10 protein-coding genes and 2 tRNA genes are annotated in these 16,219 nt (G+C 73.9%); 4 read left to right on the top strand and 8 right to left on the bottom strand.

Annotation, left to right across the window (positions count from 1 at the left end):
• Positions 1–134 precede the first annotated feature (134 nt).
• The gene (locus ACIPXM_RS05405; protein WP_401652138.1) at positions 135–3,344 is read right to left on the bottom strand and encodes an AfsR/SARP family transcriptional regulator; all 3,210 of its coding nucleotides are present in this window, start codon (positions 3,342–3,344) and stop codon (positions 135–137) included.
• Positions 3,345–3,504: 160 nt separating this feature from the next.
• On the opposite strand from ACIPXM_RS05405, the gene ACIPXM_RS05400 reads away from it, so the two are divergent.
• Entirely contained in the window at positions 3,505–4,980 is a 1,476-nt protein-coding gene (locus tag ACIPXM_RS05400; protein WP_401652136.1) for a BTAD domain-containing putative transcriptional regulator, read from the top strand.
• A gap of 96 nt (positions 4,981–5,076) precedes the next feature.
• Here the strand turns inward: ACIPXM_RS05400 and ACIPXM_RS05395 are convergent, their stop codons facing one another.
• Complete coding sequence (locus ACIPXM_RS05395; protein WP_401652134.1) at positions 5,077–5,610, bottom strand: hypothetical protein; 534 nt, start codon at positions 5,608–5,610, stop codon at positions 5,077–5,079.
• 270 nt (positions 5,611–5,880) lie between these two features.
• On the opposite strand from ACIPXM_RS05395, the gene ACIPXM_RS05390 reads away from it, so the two are divergent.
• Positions 5,881–6,267 carry a cyclic nucleotide-binding/CBS domain-containing protein gene (locus ACIPXM_RS05390; protein ID WP_401652132.1) on the top strand — a complete coding sequence of 129 codons (387 nt, stop codon included), beginning with the start codon at positions 5,881–5,883 and terminating at the stop codon, positions 6,265–6,267.
• Between the two features lie 86 nt (positions 6,268–6,353).
• On the opposite strand, the gene ACIPXM_RS05385 is transcribed toward ACIPXM_RS05390, so the two are convergent.
• Positions 6,354–7,829 carry a catalase gene (locus ACIPXM_RS05385; RefSeq protein WP_401652130.1) on the bottom strand — a complete coding sequence of 492 codons (1,476 nt, stop codon included), beginning with the start codon at positions 7,827–7,829 and terminating at the stop codon, positions 6,354–6,356.
• Positions 7,830–7,980: 151 nt separating this feature from the next.
• Here ACIPXM_RS05385 and ACIPXM_RS05380 point away from each other — a divergent pair, with 151 nt between their 5' ends.
• Complete coding sequence (locus ACIPXM_RS05380) at positions 7,981–8,400, top strand: Fur family transcriptional regulator (protein ID WP_401652128.1); 420 nt, start codon at positions 7,981–7,983, stop codon at positions 8,398–8,400.
• A gap of 193 nt (positions 8,401–8,593) precedes the next feature.
• On the opposite strand, the gene ACIPXM_RS05375 is transcribed toward ACIPXM_RS05380, so the two are convergent.
• The 4 genes from ACIPXM_RS05375 to ACIPXM_RS05360 form a co-directional block, all read right to left on the bottom strand.
• A tRNA-Met gene (locus ACIPXM_RS05375) sits at positions 8,594–8,667 on the bottom strand.
• Between the two features lie 81 nt (positions 8,668–8,748).
• Positions 8,749–10,764, bottom strand: coding sequence for a tetratricopeptide repeat protein (locus ACIPXM_RS05370; protein WP_401652126.1), 2,016 nt, complete (start codon positions 10,762–10,764; stop codon positions 8,749–8,751).
• Positions 10,765–11,024: 260 nt separating this feature from the next.
• Positions 11,025–11,098: transfer RNA gene (locus ACIPXM_RS05365), tRNA-Met, on the bottom strand.
• Positions 11,099–11,146: 48 nt separating this feature from the next.
• Positions 11,147–14,149, bottom strand: coding sequence for a UPF0182 family protein (locus ACIPXM_RS05360; RefSeq protein ID WP_401652124.1), 3,003 nt, complete (start codon positions 14,147–14,149; stop codon positions 11,147–11,149).
• A gap of 166 nt (positions 14,150–14,315) precedes the next feature.
• On the opposite strand from ACIPXM_RS05360, the gene ACIPXM_RS05355 reads away from it, so the two are divergent.
• Entirely contained in the window at positions 14,316–14,870 is a 555-nt protein-coding gene (locus ACIPXM_RS05355; protein WP_401652123.1) for a PPA1309 family protein, read from the top strand.
• 193 nt (positions 14,871–15,063) lie between these two features.
• On the opposite strand, the gene ACIPXM_RS05350 is transcribed toward ACIPXM_RS05355, so the two are convergent.
• Entirely contained in the window at positions 15,064–16,152 is a 1,089-nt protein-coding gene (locus tag ACIPXM_RS05350; protein ID WP_401652121.1) for a PDZ domain-containing protein, read from the bottom strand.
• Between the last annotated feature and the right edge of the window lie 67 nt (positions 16,153–16,219).

Below are 16,219 nucleotides of genomic sequence, written 5' to 3'. Positions count from 1 at the left end.
TCGGGTCGGTGACCTGACGGGGAGTACGGTCACCGGCCCCGGTAGACATCCGGTCAACGCGCGTAGCGCACAGGCCCGGCGGGCCCGGCGGGCCACGACAGGGGGCTCACCGCTCGTCGGTCACGCCAGGGCGGTCACGGCGTCGGCAGGGCGGCGAGCAGGACCCGTACCGCTGCCGCCTCCTCCGCGATGCCGAGGCGGCCGTACACCTCCGCCGCGTCCTCCAGGCAGGCGCGGGCCTGCCGGGGCCGGCCGAGGGAGCCGAGGGCGGCGCCCAGGGTGTGCAGCAGGGCCGCCTCCAGGGCGGCGCTGGTGCGGCGGGCGAGCGGCAGCGCCGCCTCGGCGGCCTCCGCGGCGAGCGTCGCCCGGCCCGACTCGGCGTGCAGCCGGGCGGCGAGGTCGCCGGTCGCCGCCTCGAACACGGCGACCTGGAGGCGCGCGAACTCCTCGCGGGCGCCGGTCGCGTGCGCGAGCGCCGCCTCCGGGTCGCCGCACAGCCGCAGCACCCGGGCCAGGTAGTAGCGGCCGGTCGCCGCGGAGACCGGTCCGGCGGCGCGCATCAGCCGTGCGCCGCGTTCGGCGGCCCGGCGGGCCTCGTCGAGGAGTCCGGTGTGCGCCGCGTTGAACGCGAACTCGCCGAGCGCGCTGCCCTCGGCCCGTTCGGCGCCGAGCGCCCGGAACGCCTCGGCGGCCCGGCCCGCGTGCTCGGCCGCCTCGGCGTGCCGCCCGTGGATGCGGGCCCGCCCGGCCAGGATGATCAGCGCCTTGGCCAGGACCCGGGCGGCCGGATCGGGGCGGCGGCCCGCGGGCCCCGGGCCGCTTCGGCGCTGCCCGTCCGCGAGTTCGGCGCAGAGCGCGACCGCGCGGCCGATCTCCGCCTCGCACTCCTCGTACCGGTTGACGTGCCAGAGCATGTTGCCCCGCACGTACCGGGCGAGGGCCTGCGGGGCGTGGTCGCGGCGGGTGGCGGCGGTGTCGGCGACGCGGGCGGCGAGGTCGGCGATGACGCTGGTCTGGGTGCGGTCGAAGAGGACGGAGCCCATCTTGTCGACGAGTTCGGCGGCCTGCGCGAGCGGCAGCGCCGGGTCCGCGCAGGCCAGGGCGACGGCGGCGGCGTGCACCGGCGCCTGCTCGCGCATCCAGCGGACGGCGTCCGTGCCGGTGCCGGAGCCGGTGCTGGTGCTGGTGCCGGTGCTGGTGCCGGTACCGGTGCCGGTGCCGGTGCCGAAGGACCGGCCGGTCCTGGCCACGGGTGTGTCGAGCAGGCTCTGTTCGGCCGGGTCGACGGAGCGGGCGGCGGTGTCGGCGTTCCGGGCGGTCGCCAGGCAGAAGTCGAGCAGCCGGGCGGCGGCGGCCGCGCGCTCGGCCGGGCCGTCCTCGTCGGCGAGCCGGGCGCGGGCGTAGGCGCGGACCAGGTCGTGGAAGCCGTAGCGGCCGAAGCCGGGCGAGTGGAGGAGGTTGAGGTCGACGAGCCCTTCGAGGAGTTCGTCGGCCCGCTCCTCGGTGCGGTCGAGGAGCGCGGCGGCGCAGGGCAGCGCGATGTCCGGCGCGTCGGGCAGCGCGAGCAGCCGGAAGGCGCGCGCGGCCTCGGGGGTGAGCCGGTGGTACGACAGCGCGAAGGTGGCCTCGACGGCCCGCTCGCCGTCGTCGAGGGCGGCGAGCCGCCGTTCGTCGCGCAGTCCGTCGGCGAGCGCGGCGAGGGTCAGGTCCGGGTCGGCGGCGAGCCGGGACGCGGCGATCCGTACGGCGAGCGGCAGCCGCCCGCACGCGGCGACGATCTCCTCGACCCGGCCCGGTTCGGCTCCGGTCCTGGCGGCGCCCACGATCCGGGTGAACAGTTCGGCGGCCTCGTCGGCGGGCAGCGGGTCGACCCGCAGGTGGTGGGCCCCGGCGAGGCCGGGCAGCCGGGTGCGGCTGGTGACGAGCACGGCGCAGTCGGCGGAGCCGGGCAGCAGCGGCTCGACCTGTTCGGGGGCGGCGGCGTTGTCCAGGACGACGAGGACGCGGCGCCCGGCGAGCGCCGAGCGGTAGCGCGCGGACCGCTCGGCCGCCCCGGCCGGCACCTCATCGGCGGCGACGCCGAGCGCGCGCAGGAACTCGGCGAGCACGGCGGCCGGTTCGCGCGGCGCCCGGTCGGCGCCGCGCAGGTCGGCGAAGAGCTGCCCGTCGGGGAAGCGTCCGGCGGCGCGGGTGGCGGCGTGCACGGCGAGCGAGGTCTTCCCGACCCCGCCCATCCCGTCGAGCGCCGACACGACGACGGCCCGCCCCCCGGCCCCCGCGAGCCGGTCCGCGAGGGCGTCGACATCGGCGCCGCGACCGGTGAAGTCGGGCAGGTCGGCGGGCAGTTGCGCGGGCGCCTGCCAGCCGGTCCCGGCGGACTCGACGGACGCGGCGGAGTCGGCGGACTCGGCGATGTGCGCCGGGGCGGGCAGCAGGGTGGGGTCGTCGCGCAGGATGCGGAGGTGGAGCCCGGCGGGCGAGTCGGGGTGGGGGCTCGGCCCACCCGCACCGACCGTCCCTCCCCACCCGTCCGGCAGGCCGCCACGCGCGTCCTCGAAGACGGCCAGGGCCTCGGCGGTGCGGCCCGCCCGGTGCAGGGCGCGCATCAGGACGGCGACGAGGCGGGGGCGGTCGGGGTGTTCCAGACAGAGAGCGGCGGCCTCGGCGGTGAGGTCCGCGCGGTCGGCGAGCTCGGCGTCGAGTTCGAGCCGCTGTTCCAGGGCGCCGAGCCGCTCCTCGGCGAGCCGGGCGCGGACCGCCTCGGCGTGCGGGCCGCCGAGCCCGGCGAGCGGTTCGCCGTCCCACAGCCGCTGCGCGGCGCGCAGGGGTTCCCGTACCTCCGCCGCCCCGGCGTCCGCGGCCCGCAGCCGCGCCGCCTCGGCGAGCAGCCGCCGCCATTCGGCCAGGTCGGTGCCCGCCCCCGGGGCGCGCAGCACGTACCCCTCCCCCACCCGGACGATCGGCGACTCGTCGAGGTACGGCCGGAACGCGGACCGCAGCCGGTAGACGAGGAGTTGCAGCGCCTTGCGCGGATCGGCGGGCGCGGCCCCCTCCCCCCAGATGCCCTCCGCGAGCACCCCGTGCCCGACGGTCCGCCCGGGCGCGTCGAGCAGCACGGCGAGCAGCGCCCGCTGCTGCGGCCGCCCGAGGTCGACCTCGTCCGCGCCGACCCAGGCCCGCAGCGGCCCGAGCAACGCGAACCGCAGCGCGGGCGCCGGGGCGCCACCCGGCCCCGTACCGCTCCCGCCCCCGGCGCCCGGGGCGCCCCCGTCCTCACCGTCTCGCCCCAGGGTTCCCCCCAGCTCCGCCTGCCCTGCCTGCCCTGCCTGCCCTGCCTGCCCCACGATCCCCCTCGTTCCCCTGCCGCTCACGGCCCCCGTGACCTCCCCTTTTCCCCTCCGGCGCGGGACGCGCCCGGCCCGCCCGACCCCTCGGGGCGGCGCGGTCCGGCCGCCTATGATGCGGCACGCAAGCCGGGACGGACTCATGGCTTACGGGGGTGTCATGGGAATCGAATTCGCCATTCTCGGCGCGCCGCGCGCGTGGCACGGCGGGCGGGAGCGGGCGCTCGGGCGGCCGCAGCAGCGGGCGGTGCTGTGCGCGCTGCTGCTCGCGGCGGGTGAACTGGTGCCGACGCCACGGCTGGTGACCGCCGTGTGGGGCGAGGACGAGGAGGACTGGCCGAAGGATCCGTTCGGCCAGATCGGCACCCACGCCCACCGGCTGCGCCGGGCGCTCGACGCGCCCGAGGCCGTGGTGGCCTCGTCGGGCGGCTACCGGCTGGCCGTCGCGCGCGAGGCCGTGGACGTGTTCCGGTACGAGGACGACACCGCCCGGGCCGGCGCGCTGCTGCGCCAGGACCCGGCGCGGGCCCGGGAGTTGCTGGTACGGGCGCTCGGCCGGTGGCGCGGCGAGGCGCTCGACGGGGTGCCGGGGCCGCTGGCCCGGCGGGCCAGGGAGCGGCTCGCCGGGTCGCGGCACGCGGCGGAGATGACGCTGTACGAGGCGGAGCTGGCGCTCGGACGGCACGCCGAGGCGCTGCCCGCGCTGCGCGCGCTGGTGACGCAGCGCCCGGACGACGAGGAGGCGCACCGGCTGTGCCTGCTCGCGCTGTACCGCTGCGGTCTGCGCGCGGAGGCGCTCACCCTGTTCGAGGGGCTGCGGGACCGGCTCGACCGGCGGCTCGGCCTGGATCCGGGCGGGGCGGTGACCGAGCTGTACGGGCGGATCCGGCGCGGCGACCCCGCACCGCCCCCGGCCCCGGTCCCGGTCCCGGCCCCGTCGGCCGCGTCGCCGCGGCCGTGCCAGCTGCCGCCGGACATCCCGGACCTGGTGGGCCGGGGGGCGCAGGTCCGGCAGGCGGAGGGCCTGTTGCGGGCGGACCCGGGCGGCAGCCCGGTGGTCGCGCTCTCGGGGCCGTACGGCACGGGCACCTCGACGCTCGCCGTGCACCTGGCGCACCGGGTGCGGGACGCGTTCCCGGACGGGCAGTTGTACGCGCGGGGCGACGCGTCCTGCGACGTACGGGAGGTCCTGGCGGGGTTTCTGCGGGCGCTGGGCGTGCGGCCCGCCGAGGACGCGGGGGCGGCGCGGCTCGCGGCGCGTTACCGGGCGGCGCTGGCCGGGCGGCGGGTCCTGGTGCTGCTCGACGGGGTGCCGGAGCCCGCGCCGCTGCTGCCCGGGGTGGCCGGGTGCGCGGCCCTGGTCGCGGAGGCGGAGGCGGGGACGGAGGCGGACCAGGAACCGTGGGCGGGAGCGGCGGCGGCCCGGCTGCGGCTCGGTCCGCTGGAGCCGGACGACGCGTACGAGCTGCTCGCGCGGATCGCGGGTCCCGACCGGATCCGGCGGGAGTCGGGGGCGGCGCGGGAACTGGCCGTGCTGTGCGGCCACCAGCCCGCCCGGCTGCGGGCGGCGGCGGCCCGGCTCGCGGCCCGGCCGCAGTGGTCGGTGGCGGATCTGGTGGGGCGGCTGTCGGCCTGAGCCGGGCGGCGGCCGGGGGCCGTCCCGGTGGCGGGTACGCGGAAGGCCCCGGCCGGAGAGGGGGTCCGGCCGGGGCCACGTACCGCGGAGGGAGGGTCAGTACAGGTCGGAGTAGAGGACGGCCCTGTCCTCGCCGGTGCTCCGCGCGTCGAGCCCGCTGAAGGTGCCGCAGGCCCGGTTCGTGTACCAGATGTGCAGCCCCTGCTCCTGGGTCACCTGGAGGCAGGCGTTCGCGTAGCCGTCCTTGCCCTGGCGGCCCACGGAGGCGCACTCCCGCCCGTTCGCGCCGCGCACGACGAGGCGCCCGTCGCTCTGCATCGTGGCCTGGCGGCCGCAGCCGTAGGTGTTCGTGTGCCACTTGGGCGTGGCGTGCGACCAGTCGCCCGCGCGGTCGGTGCGGTAGAAGACCAGGTTGCCGTCGGGCTGCATGATCAGCCGGGCGTAGTCGGTGCTGACGTGCTGGCCGTCCTGGAGGGTCGCGCCGTCCCACAGGGTGTGCGTCCGCTCGACGTACGCGGCCTGCGCGGTGCCCGCGCCCGCGAGCGTCCCGGCCAGCGCCAGCAGTCCGGCCGCCACCGCCCCCGCCGTCCGGTGCGCGAACTTCTTCGTGAGGAGCTTCTTCGCGGTCATCGTCCCCGTTGCCTTTCTCGGTCCTGCCCTCGGTGCTGCTTGCGCGACCGATCTTCCGAGGCGGCGGTAGACAAACGATGAACGCCCGCGGCGGGGACGACCGCGGCGGCGAACGTCCGCCGGGCGCGCGCGTGTCCCGCTCCGCACGCTCCGCGCGCCCCCTTGTCGCACCTCTCCCCCGCTGCCACTCTGAGACTCCCCCCACTTGTGAACTTGTGAATGAGTTCTCGAGAGGTTCGCGAGGTTCTCGACCAGGAGGTGGTTCCCTCCATGCTCGTCCGTGACGCCATGAGCACCGTGGTCCTCACCATCGGCCCCGCCCACACACTCCGCCAGGCCGCCCGTCTGATGTCGGCCCGCCGGGTCGGCGCCGCCATCGTCCAGGACGGTGATTCCGGCGGCTTCGGAATCCTGACCGAGCGCGACGTCCTCAACGCGGTCGGCACCGACCGGAATCCCGACCATGAGACCGCCGACGCCCACACCACCCGGGACGTCGTGTTCGCCGCGCCGACCTGGACGCTCGAGGAGGCGGCCGAGGCGATGACCAGGGGCGGCTTCCGCCATCTCGTGGTGCTCGACGACCACGGCCCGGTGGGCATCGTCTCGGTCCGCGACATCATCCGCTGCTGGCTGCCGGTGCACAGCGCCGCCTGACGCGCGGAAACGGGGCCGGGTCCCGTACGCCTGCGCGTACGGGACCCGGCCCTTTCCGCTCTTCTCTCTTCTCCGGCTCGCGGCCGTCAGCCGCGCAGGGCCTGGACGGCGGCCTCCAGCCGCTTGCCGAAGTCCTCGTCCGCGCGCCGGAAGTTGTCGATCGCGCGCGCGGCGATGTCGTCGCGGGAGACGGGGGCGATGGCCCCGGCGAGGTTGTCGACCAGCCGCGCCTTCTCGTCCTCCGCCATCAGCCGGTACAGCTCACCGGCCTGCGTGAAGTCGTCGTCCTCGGCGTGCGCCGGGGTCGGGTGGTCGCCGGTGACCCCGGTGACCGGCAGCGGCTGCCACAGCGGGCGGCCGGTCTGCTCGGGCCCGCCGAAGCTGTTGGGCTCGTAGTTCTTGGCGCCGCCGTGCCGGCCGTCGTACAGGAAGCCGTCCCGGGAGTGGGTGCGGGCCTCGGTGGCGTGCGGGCGGTTCACCGGCAGGTGGTCGGCGTTGATGCCGACGCGGTAGCGGTGGGCGTCGCCGTACGCGAACAGCCGGCCCTGGAGCATCTTGTCCGGGGACGGGCCGATGCCGGGCACGAAGTGCGCCGGGCTGAAGATCGACTGCTCGACCTCGGCGAACACGTTCCGCGGGTTGCGGTTGAGTTCGAGGGTGCCGATCTCGATCGGCGGGTAGTCGGCGTGCGGCCACACCTTGGTGAGGTCGAACGGGTTGAAGCGGTAGGCCGCCGCGTCGGCCGCGGGCATGATCTGCACCTGCACGGTCCAGGTCGGGAAGGCGCCCTGCTCGATCGCGGTGCGCAGGTCGCGCTGGTGGGAGTCGGGGTCCTCGCCCGCGAGCCGGTTGGCCTCGGCCTGGGTGAGGTTCTTGATCCCCTGGTCGGTCTTGAAGTGGTACTTGACCCAGAAGACCTCGCCCGCCTCGTTGTTCCACTGGTAGGTGTGCGAGCCGTAGCCGTTCATGTGCCGGTACGAGGCCGGGATGCCGCGGTCGCCGAACAGCCAGGTCACCTGGTGGGTGGCCTCCGGGCTGAGCCCCCAGAAGTCCCACACGTTGTCCGCCTCCTGGGAGCCGGTGTACGGGTCGCGCTTCTGGGTGTGGATGAAGTCGGGGAACTTGATGGCGTCCCGGATGAAGAAGACCGGGGTGTTGTTGCCGACGAGGTCGTAGTTGCCCTCCTCGGTGTAGAACTTCAGCGCCCAGCCGCGCGGGTCGCGCACCGCGTCCGCCGCGCCGAGGCTGCCCGCGACCGTGGAGAAGCGCAGGAAGGTCTCGGTCTGCTTGCCGACCTCGGAGAGGAACGCGGCCCGGGTGTACGGGGTCACGTCGGCGGTCACGGTGAACGTGCCGTAGGCACCGGCGCCGCGCGCGTGCACCACGCGCTCCGGGATCCGCTCGCGGTTGAAGTGCGCCAGCTTCTCGAACAGGTGCTGGTCCTGGACCAGTCCCGGTCCGCCGGCGCCCGCGGTCTCGCTGTTCTGGTTGTCCGCGACCGGAGCCCCGGCCTCGGTGGTGAGCGGTCCTCGCGTCGACTCCTGCGTCGGTCCCTGCGTCATGCTGCGCCTCCTGCCGTGGCGGCCTGTCCTGCCGCCCTGCCGGTCCGTCCTGTTCGAACTCGATCCTACATTTGACATTGTCTAAGTCAAGCTGTCATCCAAACTCACACCGGTTCGGGATTTGACGTCGGCGACTGTTACTCTGACCCCCATGAGTGACCTGTTGGAACGACTGCGCGGCCGAGGCTGGCGGATGACCGCACAGCGTCGCGTCGTGGCCGAGGTGCTCGACGGGGACCATGTGCACCTGACCGCCGACGAGGTCCACGCCCGTGCCGTGGAGCGGCTGCCCGAGATCTCCCGGGCGACCGTCTACAACACGCTGGGCGAGATGGTGACCCTCGGCGAGGTGCTGGAAGTCGCCACGGACAAGCGCGCCAAGCGCTACGACCCGAACGCCCACCGCCCGCACCAGCACCTGGTCTGCGCCCGCTGCGGCGCGATCCGCGACGTGCACCCGGCGGGAGACCCGCTCGCGGACCTGCCGACGGGCGAGCGCTTCGGCTTCACGATCTCCGAGGTCGAGGTCACGTACCGGGGCATCTGCCCGAGCTGCGCGTCGACCGCCTGACGTAACCGACGCACCTGAAGGCATGTGAAAAGGCCGCCACCCGAGGGGTGGCGGCCTTTTCCGTGCCTGCTCCGTGCCGTTTCCGCGCCGTTTCCGCGCCACTTCCGTGTCATCCACTGCCGTCGGCGGATACGACGGTGGATACGACGAAGGCCCGGATCGTCGAGACGATCCGGGCCTTCGTGCTACTGAGTAGCGGGGACAGGATTTGAACCTGCGACCTCTGGGTTATGAGCCCAGCGAGCTACCGAGCTGCTCCACCCCGCGTCGGTGAACACAACCTTACGGGACCGTTCGGAGTACAGCAAATCGGTAACTCGGCCACCTCCCGTCACACGTGAGCTGCCGTTACGCGGTGAGCTCCTGCTGCAGCGCCTCGCTCAGCCGGGCCGCCCGCTCGGCGACCTCCGCCGGGCCGAGCTCGACCGCGCGGGCGCACCAGCGGCGGCCCTCGGTGAGCTCGCCGCGCCGGGCCGCGAGCAGCGCGAGCCGCAGCGCGGCCCGGCCGTGCCCGGCGTGCGCGGCGCGGGTCCACCACAGGGCGGCCTCGCGCTCGGCGCCCTCGCGGGCGAGCAGCAGTCCGAGGTTGAAGGCGCCGTTGCGGGAGCCCGCCTCGGCGGCCTCCCGGTACCAGCGGGCCGCCTCGGGGACGTCGCCGCGCCCGGCGGCGAGCATGCCGACGCGGACCTGGGCGCGGCGGTGCCCCTGCTCGGCGGCCCGCTCGTACCACTCCTCGCACTCGGTCTTCTCCTCGCGCGGGGCGCCGAGGACCGGCGGGCCCGGCGCGGGGCGGCGGGCGTCGAGGACGGTGGCGAGCCGGTAGGCGGCCTCGGCGCTGCCGCCGCCCGCCGCGCAGCGCAGGTGCCGCTCGGCGGCCTGCTCGTCGCCGTCGCGCAGGTGCGCGATGCCGACCTGGAGGGCGGCCTCGGTGTGGCCGCCGGCCGCGGCCCGCTCGTACCAGGCGAGCGCGGTGCGGTCGTCGTCGCGTCCGGCGTGCAGGATGCCCAGGTTGAAGGCGGCGTCGACGCTGCCCGCCTCGGCGGCCTTGGAGAACCACGGCTCGGCGCCGCCCGCGTCCCCGGCCTGCAGGAGCAGCACGGCGAGCGCGTTGGCGGCCTCGCGGTGCCCGGCGTAGGCGGCGCGCCGGTACCACTGCTCGGCCTGCGCGGTGCGCTCCTGGGCGGCGCAGAGCAGCCCGAGGTTGTAGGCGCCGTTGACGTCGCCCGCGTCCATGGCGGCGCGGTACCAGCGCTCGGCGGTCTGCTGCTCGCCGCGGGCGGCGTGCAGCGCGCCGAGCGCGTTGGCGGCGTTGCCGTCGCCGTCCTGGGCGGCGCGCAGCCACCAGACGGCGGCGCTCTCCTCGTCGCCCGCGTCGCGCAGCAGGAAGCCGAGCGCGCAGGCGGCCTTGGCCTCGCCGTCCTTGGCGGACGTGAGGTACCAGCGGCCCGCCTCCTTGAGCTCGCCGCGCTTCTCCAGGATGGCGCCGAGGTGCAGCGCGGCCCGGCGGTGGCCGCGGGCGGCGGCCTGCCGGAACCACTGCTCGGCCTCGGCGAGCCAGCCGTCGGGCGTACGGGGCCCGGTGGCGGCGCCCGCCGCCTGGCCTGGCGCCTTGGCCACGGCCTTGCCTGCGGCCTTGCCCACGGGCTTGCCGGCCGTGGCGCCGCGGCCCGCGCCCTGGCTCCGGCCGGTGACGGGGCCGGTGAGCGGGTCGTGGGCGGGGGCGTGCGGGCCGCGCGCGGCGGGCTCGGTGCCGCGCCGCTCCAGGGCGAGGGCGAGCCGGTACGCGGCCTCCCGGTGGCCCTGTTCGGCGGCGGCGCGCAGCCAGCGCTCGGCGCCGACGTCGCTGCGGTGCTCCAGGAGGTCGGCGAGGGCGTAGGCGCCGAGGGCGTGGCCCTGTTCGGCGGCCTGGCGCAGCCAGTACTCGGCGGCGGGCTCGTCGCCGCGCTCGCGGTGGTGGCGGCCGAGGGCGTGTGCGGCGGGGGCGGAGCCCGCGACGGCGGCGACCCGCCACCAGCCGGCCGCCTCGTCCGGGTAGCCGCGCTGGTGCAGCAGGACGCCGAGGTTGTTGGCGGCGGCGCGGTCGCCCTGTCCGGTGGCGCCGCGCAGATACGGCTCGGCGGCGTCGAGGTCGCCGCGGCGCAGCAGCAGCGCGCCGAGGACGCTCATGGCCGGGGCGTCGCCGCGCTCGGCGGCGAGGCGGTGTCGGGCCTCGGCCTCGGTGTCGGTCTCCTGCTCGGCGGTGGTGTCGACGGCCGCATCGACGGCCCTCACGGCCTCGATGATCTCGTCTGCGGCGTTTCCGGCATGCCGCTGCACAAACCGCCCTGTCTCCAACAGAGTTGCCCTGTCCCCCATAAATACCATCGTCGCACCACCCGCAACCCGCGTACACCTGGTATCCGCGGCCAGTGAGGTCACTTCAGCGTTTTGTCGACATGCCCACAGAGAGACAAGTCAAACACGACTCGTGCCAACTCACCCCTTCCGTACCGCGCTTCGCGCACGCGTCGCCCTCCCCTGGCGCCCCCGGACCCGCCGCCCGACCCGGCCCGGCCCACGTCCCGAACCGTGGCCGGACACGACGAGGGCCCGAATCCATCTGGATCCGGGCCCTCGTCGATCAGTAGCGGGGACAGGATTTGAACCTGCGACCTCTGGGTTATGAGCCCAGCGAGCTACCGAGCTGCTCCACCCCGCGTCGGTTCCTGAACAGTATCACGACGCGGGGGTGGGGCTTGTCCGCCGGTCAGCCGCCCGGGCTGGGCGGGCTGCTCGGTGGCGTGCTCGGCGTGCCGCCGGGCGGTGCGCTCGGCGTACCACTGGGCTTGCCGCCGGGTGTCGAGCCCTGCGTCGCGCCCGGGGCCGGCGTCTGGAGCTTCGCCCCGGCGTCGGCCGCGCGCTGCAGGGCGTCCTGCAGCGCCTCCTGGGACTTGCCGTAGGCCGCCCAGTCACCCTTCTGCAGCGCCGCCTCACCGTCGTCGTACGCCTTCTGCGCGTCGGCGATGGCCTGCTTCAGCGCGGCGTCGTTGGTGGTGGGCGTCGGCGGCTTGGTGCCCGGCGGCTCGGTGGTGGGCGGCTTGGTGGTGCCCTCCACCCCGAAGACCGCGTTGAGGGCGCCCGTCAGGTTGTCCGCGAACACCGTGGTGTCCTTGGTGGTGTCGCCCTTCGGCTGGTCCGCGTCCACGTACGACACGGCGACCTTCTTCAGGAGCGGGTACTGGGCGTTGCGGCCCTGGGCGTACACCGGTTCCACGTACAGGAAGCCGCCGTCGAGCGGGACGGTGAGCAGATTGCCGTAGATGATGTCGGAGTCGGCGCCCTTCATGTCACGGACGAACGTCGCCACCGACGGCAGGCTGTTGAGCTTGTTCTGCACCTGTTCGGGTCCTGGCACGTCCTCGGTGACCGACAACAGCCTTATGCGGCCGTAGTCCTTGCTGTTGGCGTCGGCGTCGACTGCCATGAACGCCCCCAGGTTCGGCCGCCCGTTGGGCGTGAACGTGGTCGTCAGCGAGAAGTTCTGCTTGTCGTCCCCGGGCATCTTGATGCTCAGGTAGTACGGCGGGACCGCGTTGCCGTCCTTGTTGGTCGGGTCGTCCGGCACCTGCCAGGCGTCCGAGCCGCTGTAGAACTGCGCCGGGTCCTGCACGTGGTAGCGGGTGAGCAGCTCGCGCTGGACCTTGAACATGTCCTGCGGGTAGCGCAGGTGGGCCAGCAGGTCGGGCTTGATGTCGGCGCGGTCCTTGACCGTGCCGGGGAACGCCTTCATCCAGGTCTTCAGGACCGGGTCCTCGGTGTCCCACTGGTACAGGTTGACCGTGCCGTCGTAGGCGTCGACGGTGGCCTTCACCGAGTTGCGGATGTAGTTGACCTGGTTCTGCTGGGCGACGACCGCGCGCTGCTGGTTGCCGACCGTCAGGGCGTCGGCCGTGGACTCGCCCAGCGTGGTGCGCGACGCGTACGGGTAGCCGTTGGTGGTCGTGTACGCGTCGACGATCCACTGGATGCGGCCGTCGACGACCGCCGGGTAGGCGTCGCCGTCGATGGTCAGCCACGGCGCGACGGCCTCGACCCGCTCCTTGGGGGTGCGGTTGTACAGGATCCGCGAGCCGTCGCCGATGGCTCCCGAGTAGAGGATCTGCGGCTCGCTGAACGCGACCGCGTAGGCGGCGCGGTTGAAGGCGTTGGAGAGGCTGACGCCGCTCTTGCCCTCGTAGCTGGTGGTCTTCTCGCCGTTGTCCTCGTAGTCGAGCTCCTTCTGGGGCCCGCCGACGATCGAGTACTGGTCGGTCTTCTCGCCGTAGTAGATGCGCTGCTCGTACTTCGGGAGCATCCCGGTGGTCGGCAGGCCCTGCTCGGTGAAGACCGGGGAGCCGTTGGCGTCGGTCTGGGTGCCGGTCGCCATGATGGCGCCGTACCCGTGGGTGTAGGTGAAGTGGTCGTTGATCCAGTTCCGCTTCGGGATGCCCTTGATGTTGAGCTCACGCAGACCGACGACGGTGTCCTTGCCGTTGTAGCGGTCGACGTCCAGGGTGAGCGGGAACTGGTAGTACTTCCGCTTCTGCTCCAGCTGCTGGAAGGTCGGCGAGACGACGTTCGGGTCGATCAGCCGGTAGCTGGCCGCCGTGTCCGCGTCCGCGCGCAGCTGGTCCTTCGCCTTCACGGTCGACTTGCCCGAGTAGTCCTCGGCCTTCGTCGAGTCGATCGCGTACGCCTTGCGGGTCGCGTCGATGTTCTTCTTGATGTACTCGGCTTCCTTGGCCTGCTCGTTCGGCTGGACCTGGAACTTCTGCACGATCGCCGGGTACAGGCCGCCGATGAGGATCGCCGAGAGCACCATCAGGCCGAAGCCGATCACCGGCAGCTGCCAGGTGCGCCGCCACAGGGTGGCGAAGAACAGCACGGCGCAGATCGCGGCGATGCAGAACAGGATGGTCTTCGCCGGGAGGTAGGCGTTGGCGTCGACGTAGCGCAGTCCTGTCCAGTTGCCGGTGGCCTTGAAGTCGCTGGACTTCACCGCCAGGCCGTACCGGTCGAGCCAGTACGCCACCGCCTTCAGGGTCACGAAGACGCCGAGCAGCACCGACAGGTGGCCGGTCGCGGCGGCGGTCGCGCGCGCGCCGGGGCTGGTGATCCGCAGCCCGCCGTACAGGTAGTGGGTGAGCGCGGCGGCGATCAGCGAGAGCACGGTGGCGGCGAAGCCGAACGCCAGCAGGAACCGGTACCAGGGCAGGTCGAACGCGTAGAACGCGACGTCGAGCCCGAACTGGGGGTCCTTCTGGCCGAACGGCACCCCGTTGACCCACATCAGCCAGGTGCGCCACTGGCCGGACGCGGAGGCGCCGGCGATCAGGCCGACGAGGACGGCGACGGCGAGCAGCACCCACTTGCGGTAGGGCGCCACGCCCATCCGGTAGCGGTCGAGGCTCTGCTGCTCCAGCGACATCGCGCTGAGCGGCGGCCGCAGCCGGTGGGCCAGCCAGATGTTCAGGCCGACGGCGAGCGCCATGAGCAGGCCGAAGACCAGGAAGAGCCCGATCTTGGTCCACAGGGTGGTGGTGAACACGGACGAGTAGTGGACGGACCTGAACCACAGCCAGTCGGTCCAGAACCCGGCGAACATCACGAACGCCATGGCGAGGACCGCCAGCACACCCAGCGTCATCAGCAGGGTGCGGGCGCGCCGGGACGGCCGGCCGACTCTGATCCTCGGTCCCGAAGGACCTGTGCCGCCTCCGCGGTCCGGCATCTGGAAAGCCAACGTGCGCCCCTCGGGTTGATGCGTCTGGTCGTGTGCGTCATGTGCGTCGTGTGACGCGGAAAGCAGGCTCCGCGATCGTAGAGCCCACTGGTGCAACTTACTGAGGCTTTACCTAGTTCCCGTCCTGGGGGGAAGAGGAGGCAGGATATTGGTCATGTCCAACCTTTCCCCCTCCGGCCCTCCGATGGCCACGAGCCCCCTCACCCGTGCCGTGCTCGAGATCGACGAGTACGCGTCGGGTCTCGGCTGGGACCGGCCGGCCCGGCTCTTCGCCCTCGTCGACACCGCCCGGCTGCGCGCCCAGGAGCCCAAGCTGGCGGCCCAGCTGGGTGCCGGGGGCGCCGAGACCACCACGTACACCCCTATCGAGCAGGAGGAGCTGCCGCGCGGCAAGGCCCTCGACGAGTTCCTCGGCACCATCGCCTGGCCGGCCGGTGTGGCGGGCTGCGCGCTGACGGTGGAGCGGCTGATGCTGCCGCCGTCGGCGGAGGCGGCCGTGCCGAAGGGCCTGAAGGAGGCCGCCCTGGCGAAGTGGGTGGCCCGTCACCCGGACCGCCAGGAGGTGCGGATGACGGTCGCGGTGCTGCGTACCGGCGCCCGTGAGGCGGCGATCCGGCTGCGCGAGAAGGACACCGCGACCGAGGTCCTGACCGGCCCCGACCTGGTGCCGGGGCTCGCGGACGCGCTGGCGGCGACGTTCGAGTCCTGAGGCCGCGGGGATCCGGGCCCCAGTACGCGGGGCCCGGGACGCGGGGCCCGGGACGCGGGGCCCGGGACGCGGGGCCCGGATATCAGATTTCGGATATCCGATATCGGATCCGGGACATCGGATCCGATATCCCGGATATCAGACCCCGGACCCCGGACCCCGGACCCCGGATCCCCCGCTCCGGTCCCGGGGCTCAGCCCTTGGCGCAGCCGGTGAGCGACTTCGTGTCCCCGGCGCGGATCTTCTCAAGCGCCTTGGTGGCGTCGTCGATGGTGTTCACCTTGATCAGGGTGAGCCCGTCGGGGGTGTCGGCGGCCGCGGCGGCGCAGTTGTCGGCCGGGGTGAGGAAGTACTCGGCGCCCGCCTTGCGCGCGCCGACCAGCTTCATCTCGATGCCGCCGATCGGGCCGACCTTGCCCTTGTCGTCGATGGTGCCGGTGCCGGCGATGAACTTGCCGCCGGTGAGCTGTCCCGGCGTCAGCTTGTCGACGATGCCGAGCGCGAACATCAGACCGGCGCTGGGGCCGCCGACGTCGGCCAGGTTGATGTCGATGGTGAACGGGAACACGTGGTCGGTGCCGGCCTGGATGCCGACGATGGCCCGGTCGCCCTCCTCCGACTTGACCGTCCTGATGACGACCCGCTGGGTGGTGGTGGCGTCCTTGTGGGCCTTCTCGGCGGCCGCGGCCTCCTTGGCCGGGACGACGGTGAAGACGACCTCCTGGCCGGGCTTGCGCTTGGTGACCTGCTTGGCGACGTCGCCGGGTTCCTTGACGGCCACCCCGTCGACGGCGCGGATCACGTCACCGGCGTGCAGCTTGCCCTCGGCGGGGGTGCCCTTGACGACGGTGGCGACCACGACCCGGGTGGTGACCGGGATCTTCAGCTCCTTCAGGGCGGCGACCTTGGCGCTCTCCTGCGACTGACTGAACTCCTCGGCGTTCTCCTGGCTCGACTGCTCCTCGGTCTTGCCGTCCGGGTAGAGGGTGTCGTGCGGGACGACGACGCTGTCGTGGGCCAGCCAGCCGTAGACGGCCTCGAACCCGTTCATCCGGTAGTCCGCGCCGGTGACCCGGACCGTCGTCATGTTGAGGTGCCCGGAGGTCGGGTAGGTCTGGTGTCCCGAGATCTTCAGCACGGGCTCGCCGCGCGCGTCGCCGAGGGTGTTCACCGTCGGGCCGGGGCTCATCTCCGCGTACGGCACCGGGATGAGGACGCCGACACAGAGCAGCGTGATCAGGACCAGGGTGGAGGCGAGCATCGTCGCGGTGCGGCGTGGCATGGAACGACAGTACGGGACCGGCCTGTGAGTGCACCCCTGGGGCGGTCCGTACGAGAACCGGGGCCGC

The organism is Streptomyces sp. NPDC090025 (genome assembly GCF_044748125.1).
Lineage (GTDB): Bacteria > Actinomycetota > Actinomycetes > Streptomycetales > Streptomycetaceae > Streptomyces.
Note: the sequence above shows the minus strand (reverse complement) of the source record. Positions and strands in the feature narration are given on the sequence as shown.

Coding starts and splice junctions, on each gene's coding strand:
- ACIPXM_RS05400 (WP_401652136.1), top strand. CDS start 3,505: ATGGGAATCGAATTCGCCATTCTCGGCGCGCCGCGCGCGTGGCACGGC.
- ACIPXM_RS05395 (WP_401652134.1), bottom strand. CDS start 5,610: ATGACCGCGAAGAAGCTCCTCACGAAGAAGTTCGCGCACCGGACGGCG.
- ACIPXM_RS05390 (WP_401652132.1), top strand. CDS start 5,881: ATGCTCGTCCGTGACGCCATGAGCACCGTGGTCCTCACCATCGGCCCC.
- ACIPXM_RS05385 (WP_401652130.1), bottom strand. CDS start 7,829: ATGACGCAGGGACCGACGCAGGAGTCGACGCGAGGACCGCTCACCACC.
- ACIPXM_RS05380 (WP_401652128.1), top strand. CDS start 7,981: ATGAGTGACCTGTTGGAACGACTGCGCGGCCGAGGCTGGCGGATGACC.
- ACIPXM_RS05370 (WP_401652126.1), bottom strand. CDS start 10,764: ATGGTATTTATGGGGGACAGGGCAACTCTGTTGGAGACAGGGCGGTTT.
- ACIPXM_RS05360 (WP_401652124.1), bottom strand. CDS start 14,149: ATGCCGGACCGCGGAGGCGGCACAGGTCCTTCGGGACCGAGGATCAGA.
- ACIPXM_RS05355 (WP_401652123.1), top strand. CDS start 14,316: ATGTCCAACCTTTCCCCCTCCGGCCCTCCGATGGCCACGAGCCCCCTC.
- ACIPXM_RS05350 (WP_401652121.1), bottom strand. CDS start 16,152: ATGCCACGCCGCACCGCGACGATGCTCGCCTCCACCCTGGTCCTGATC.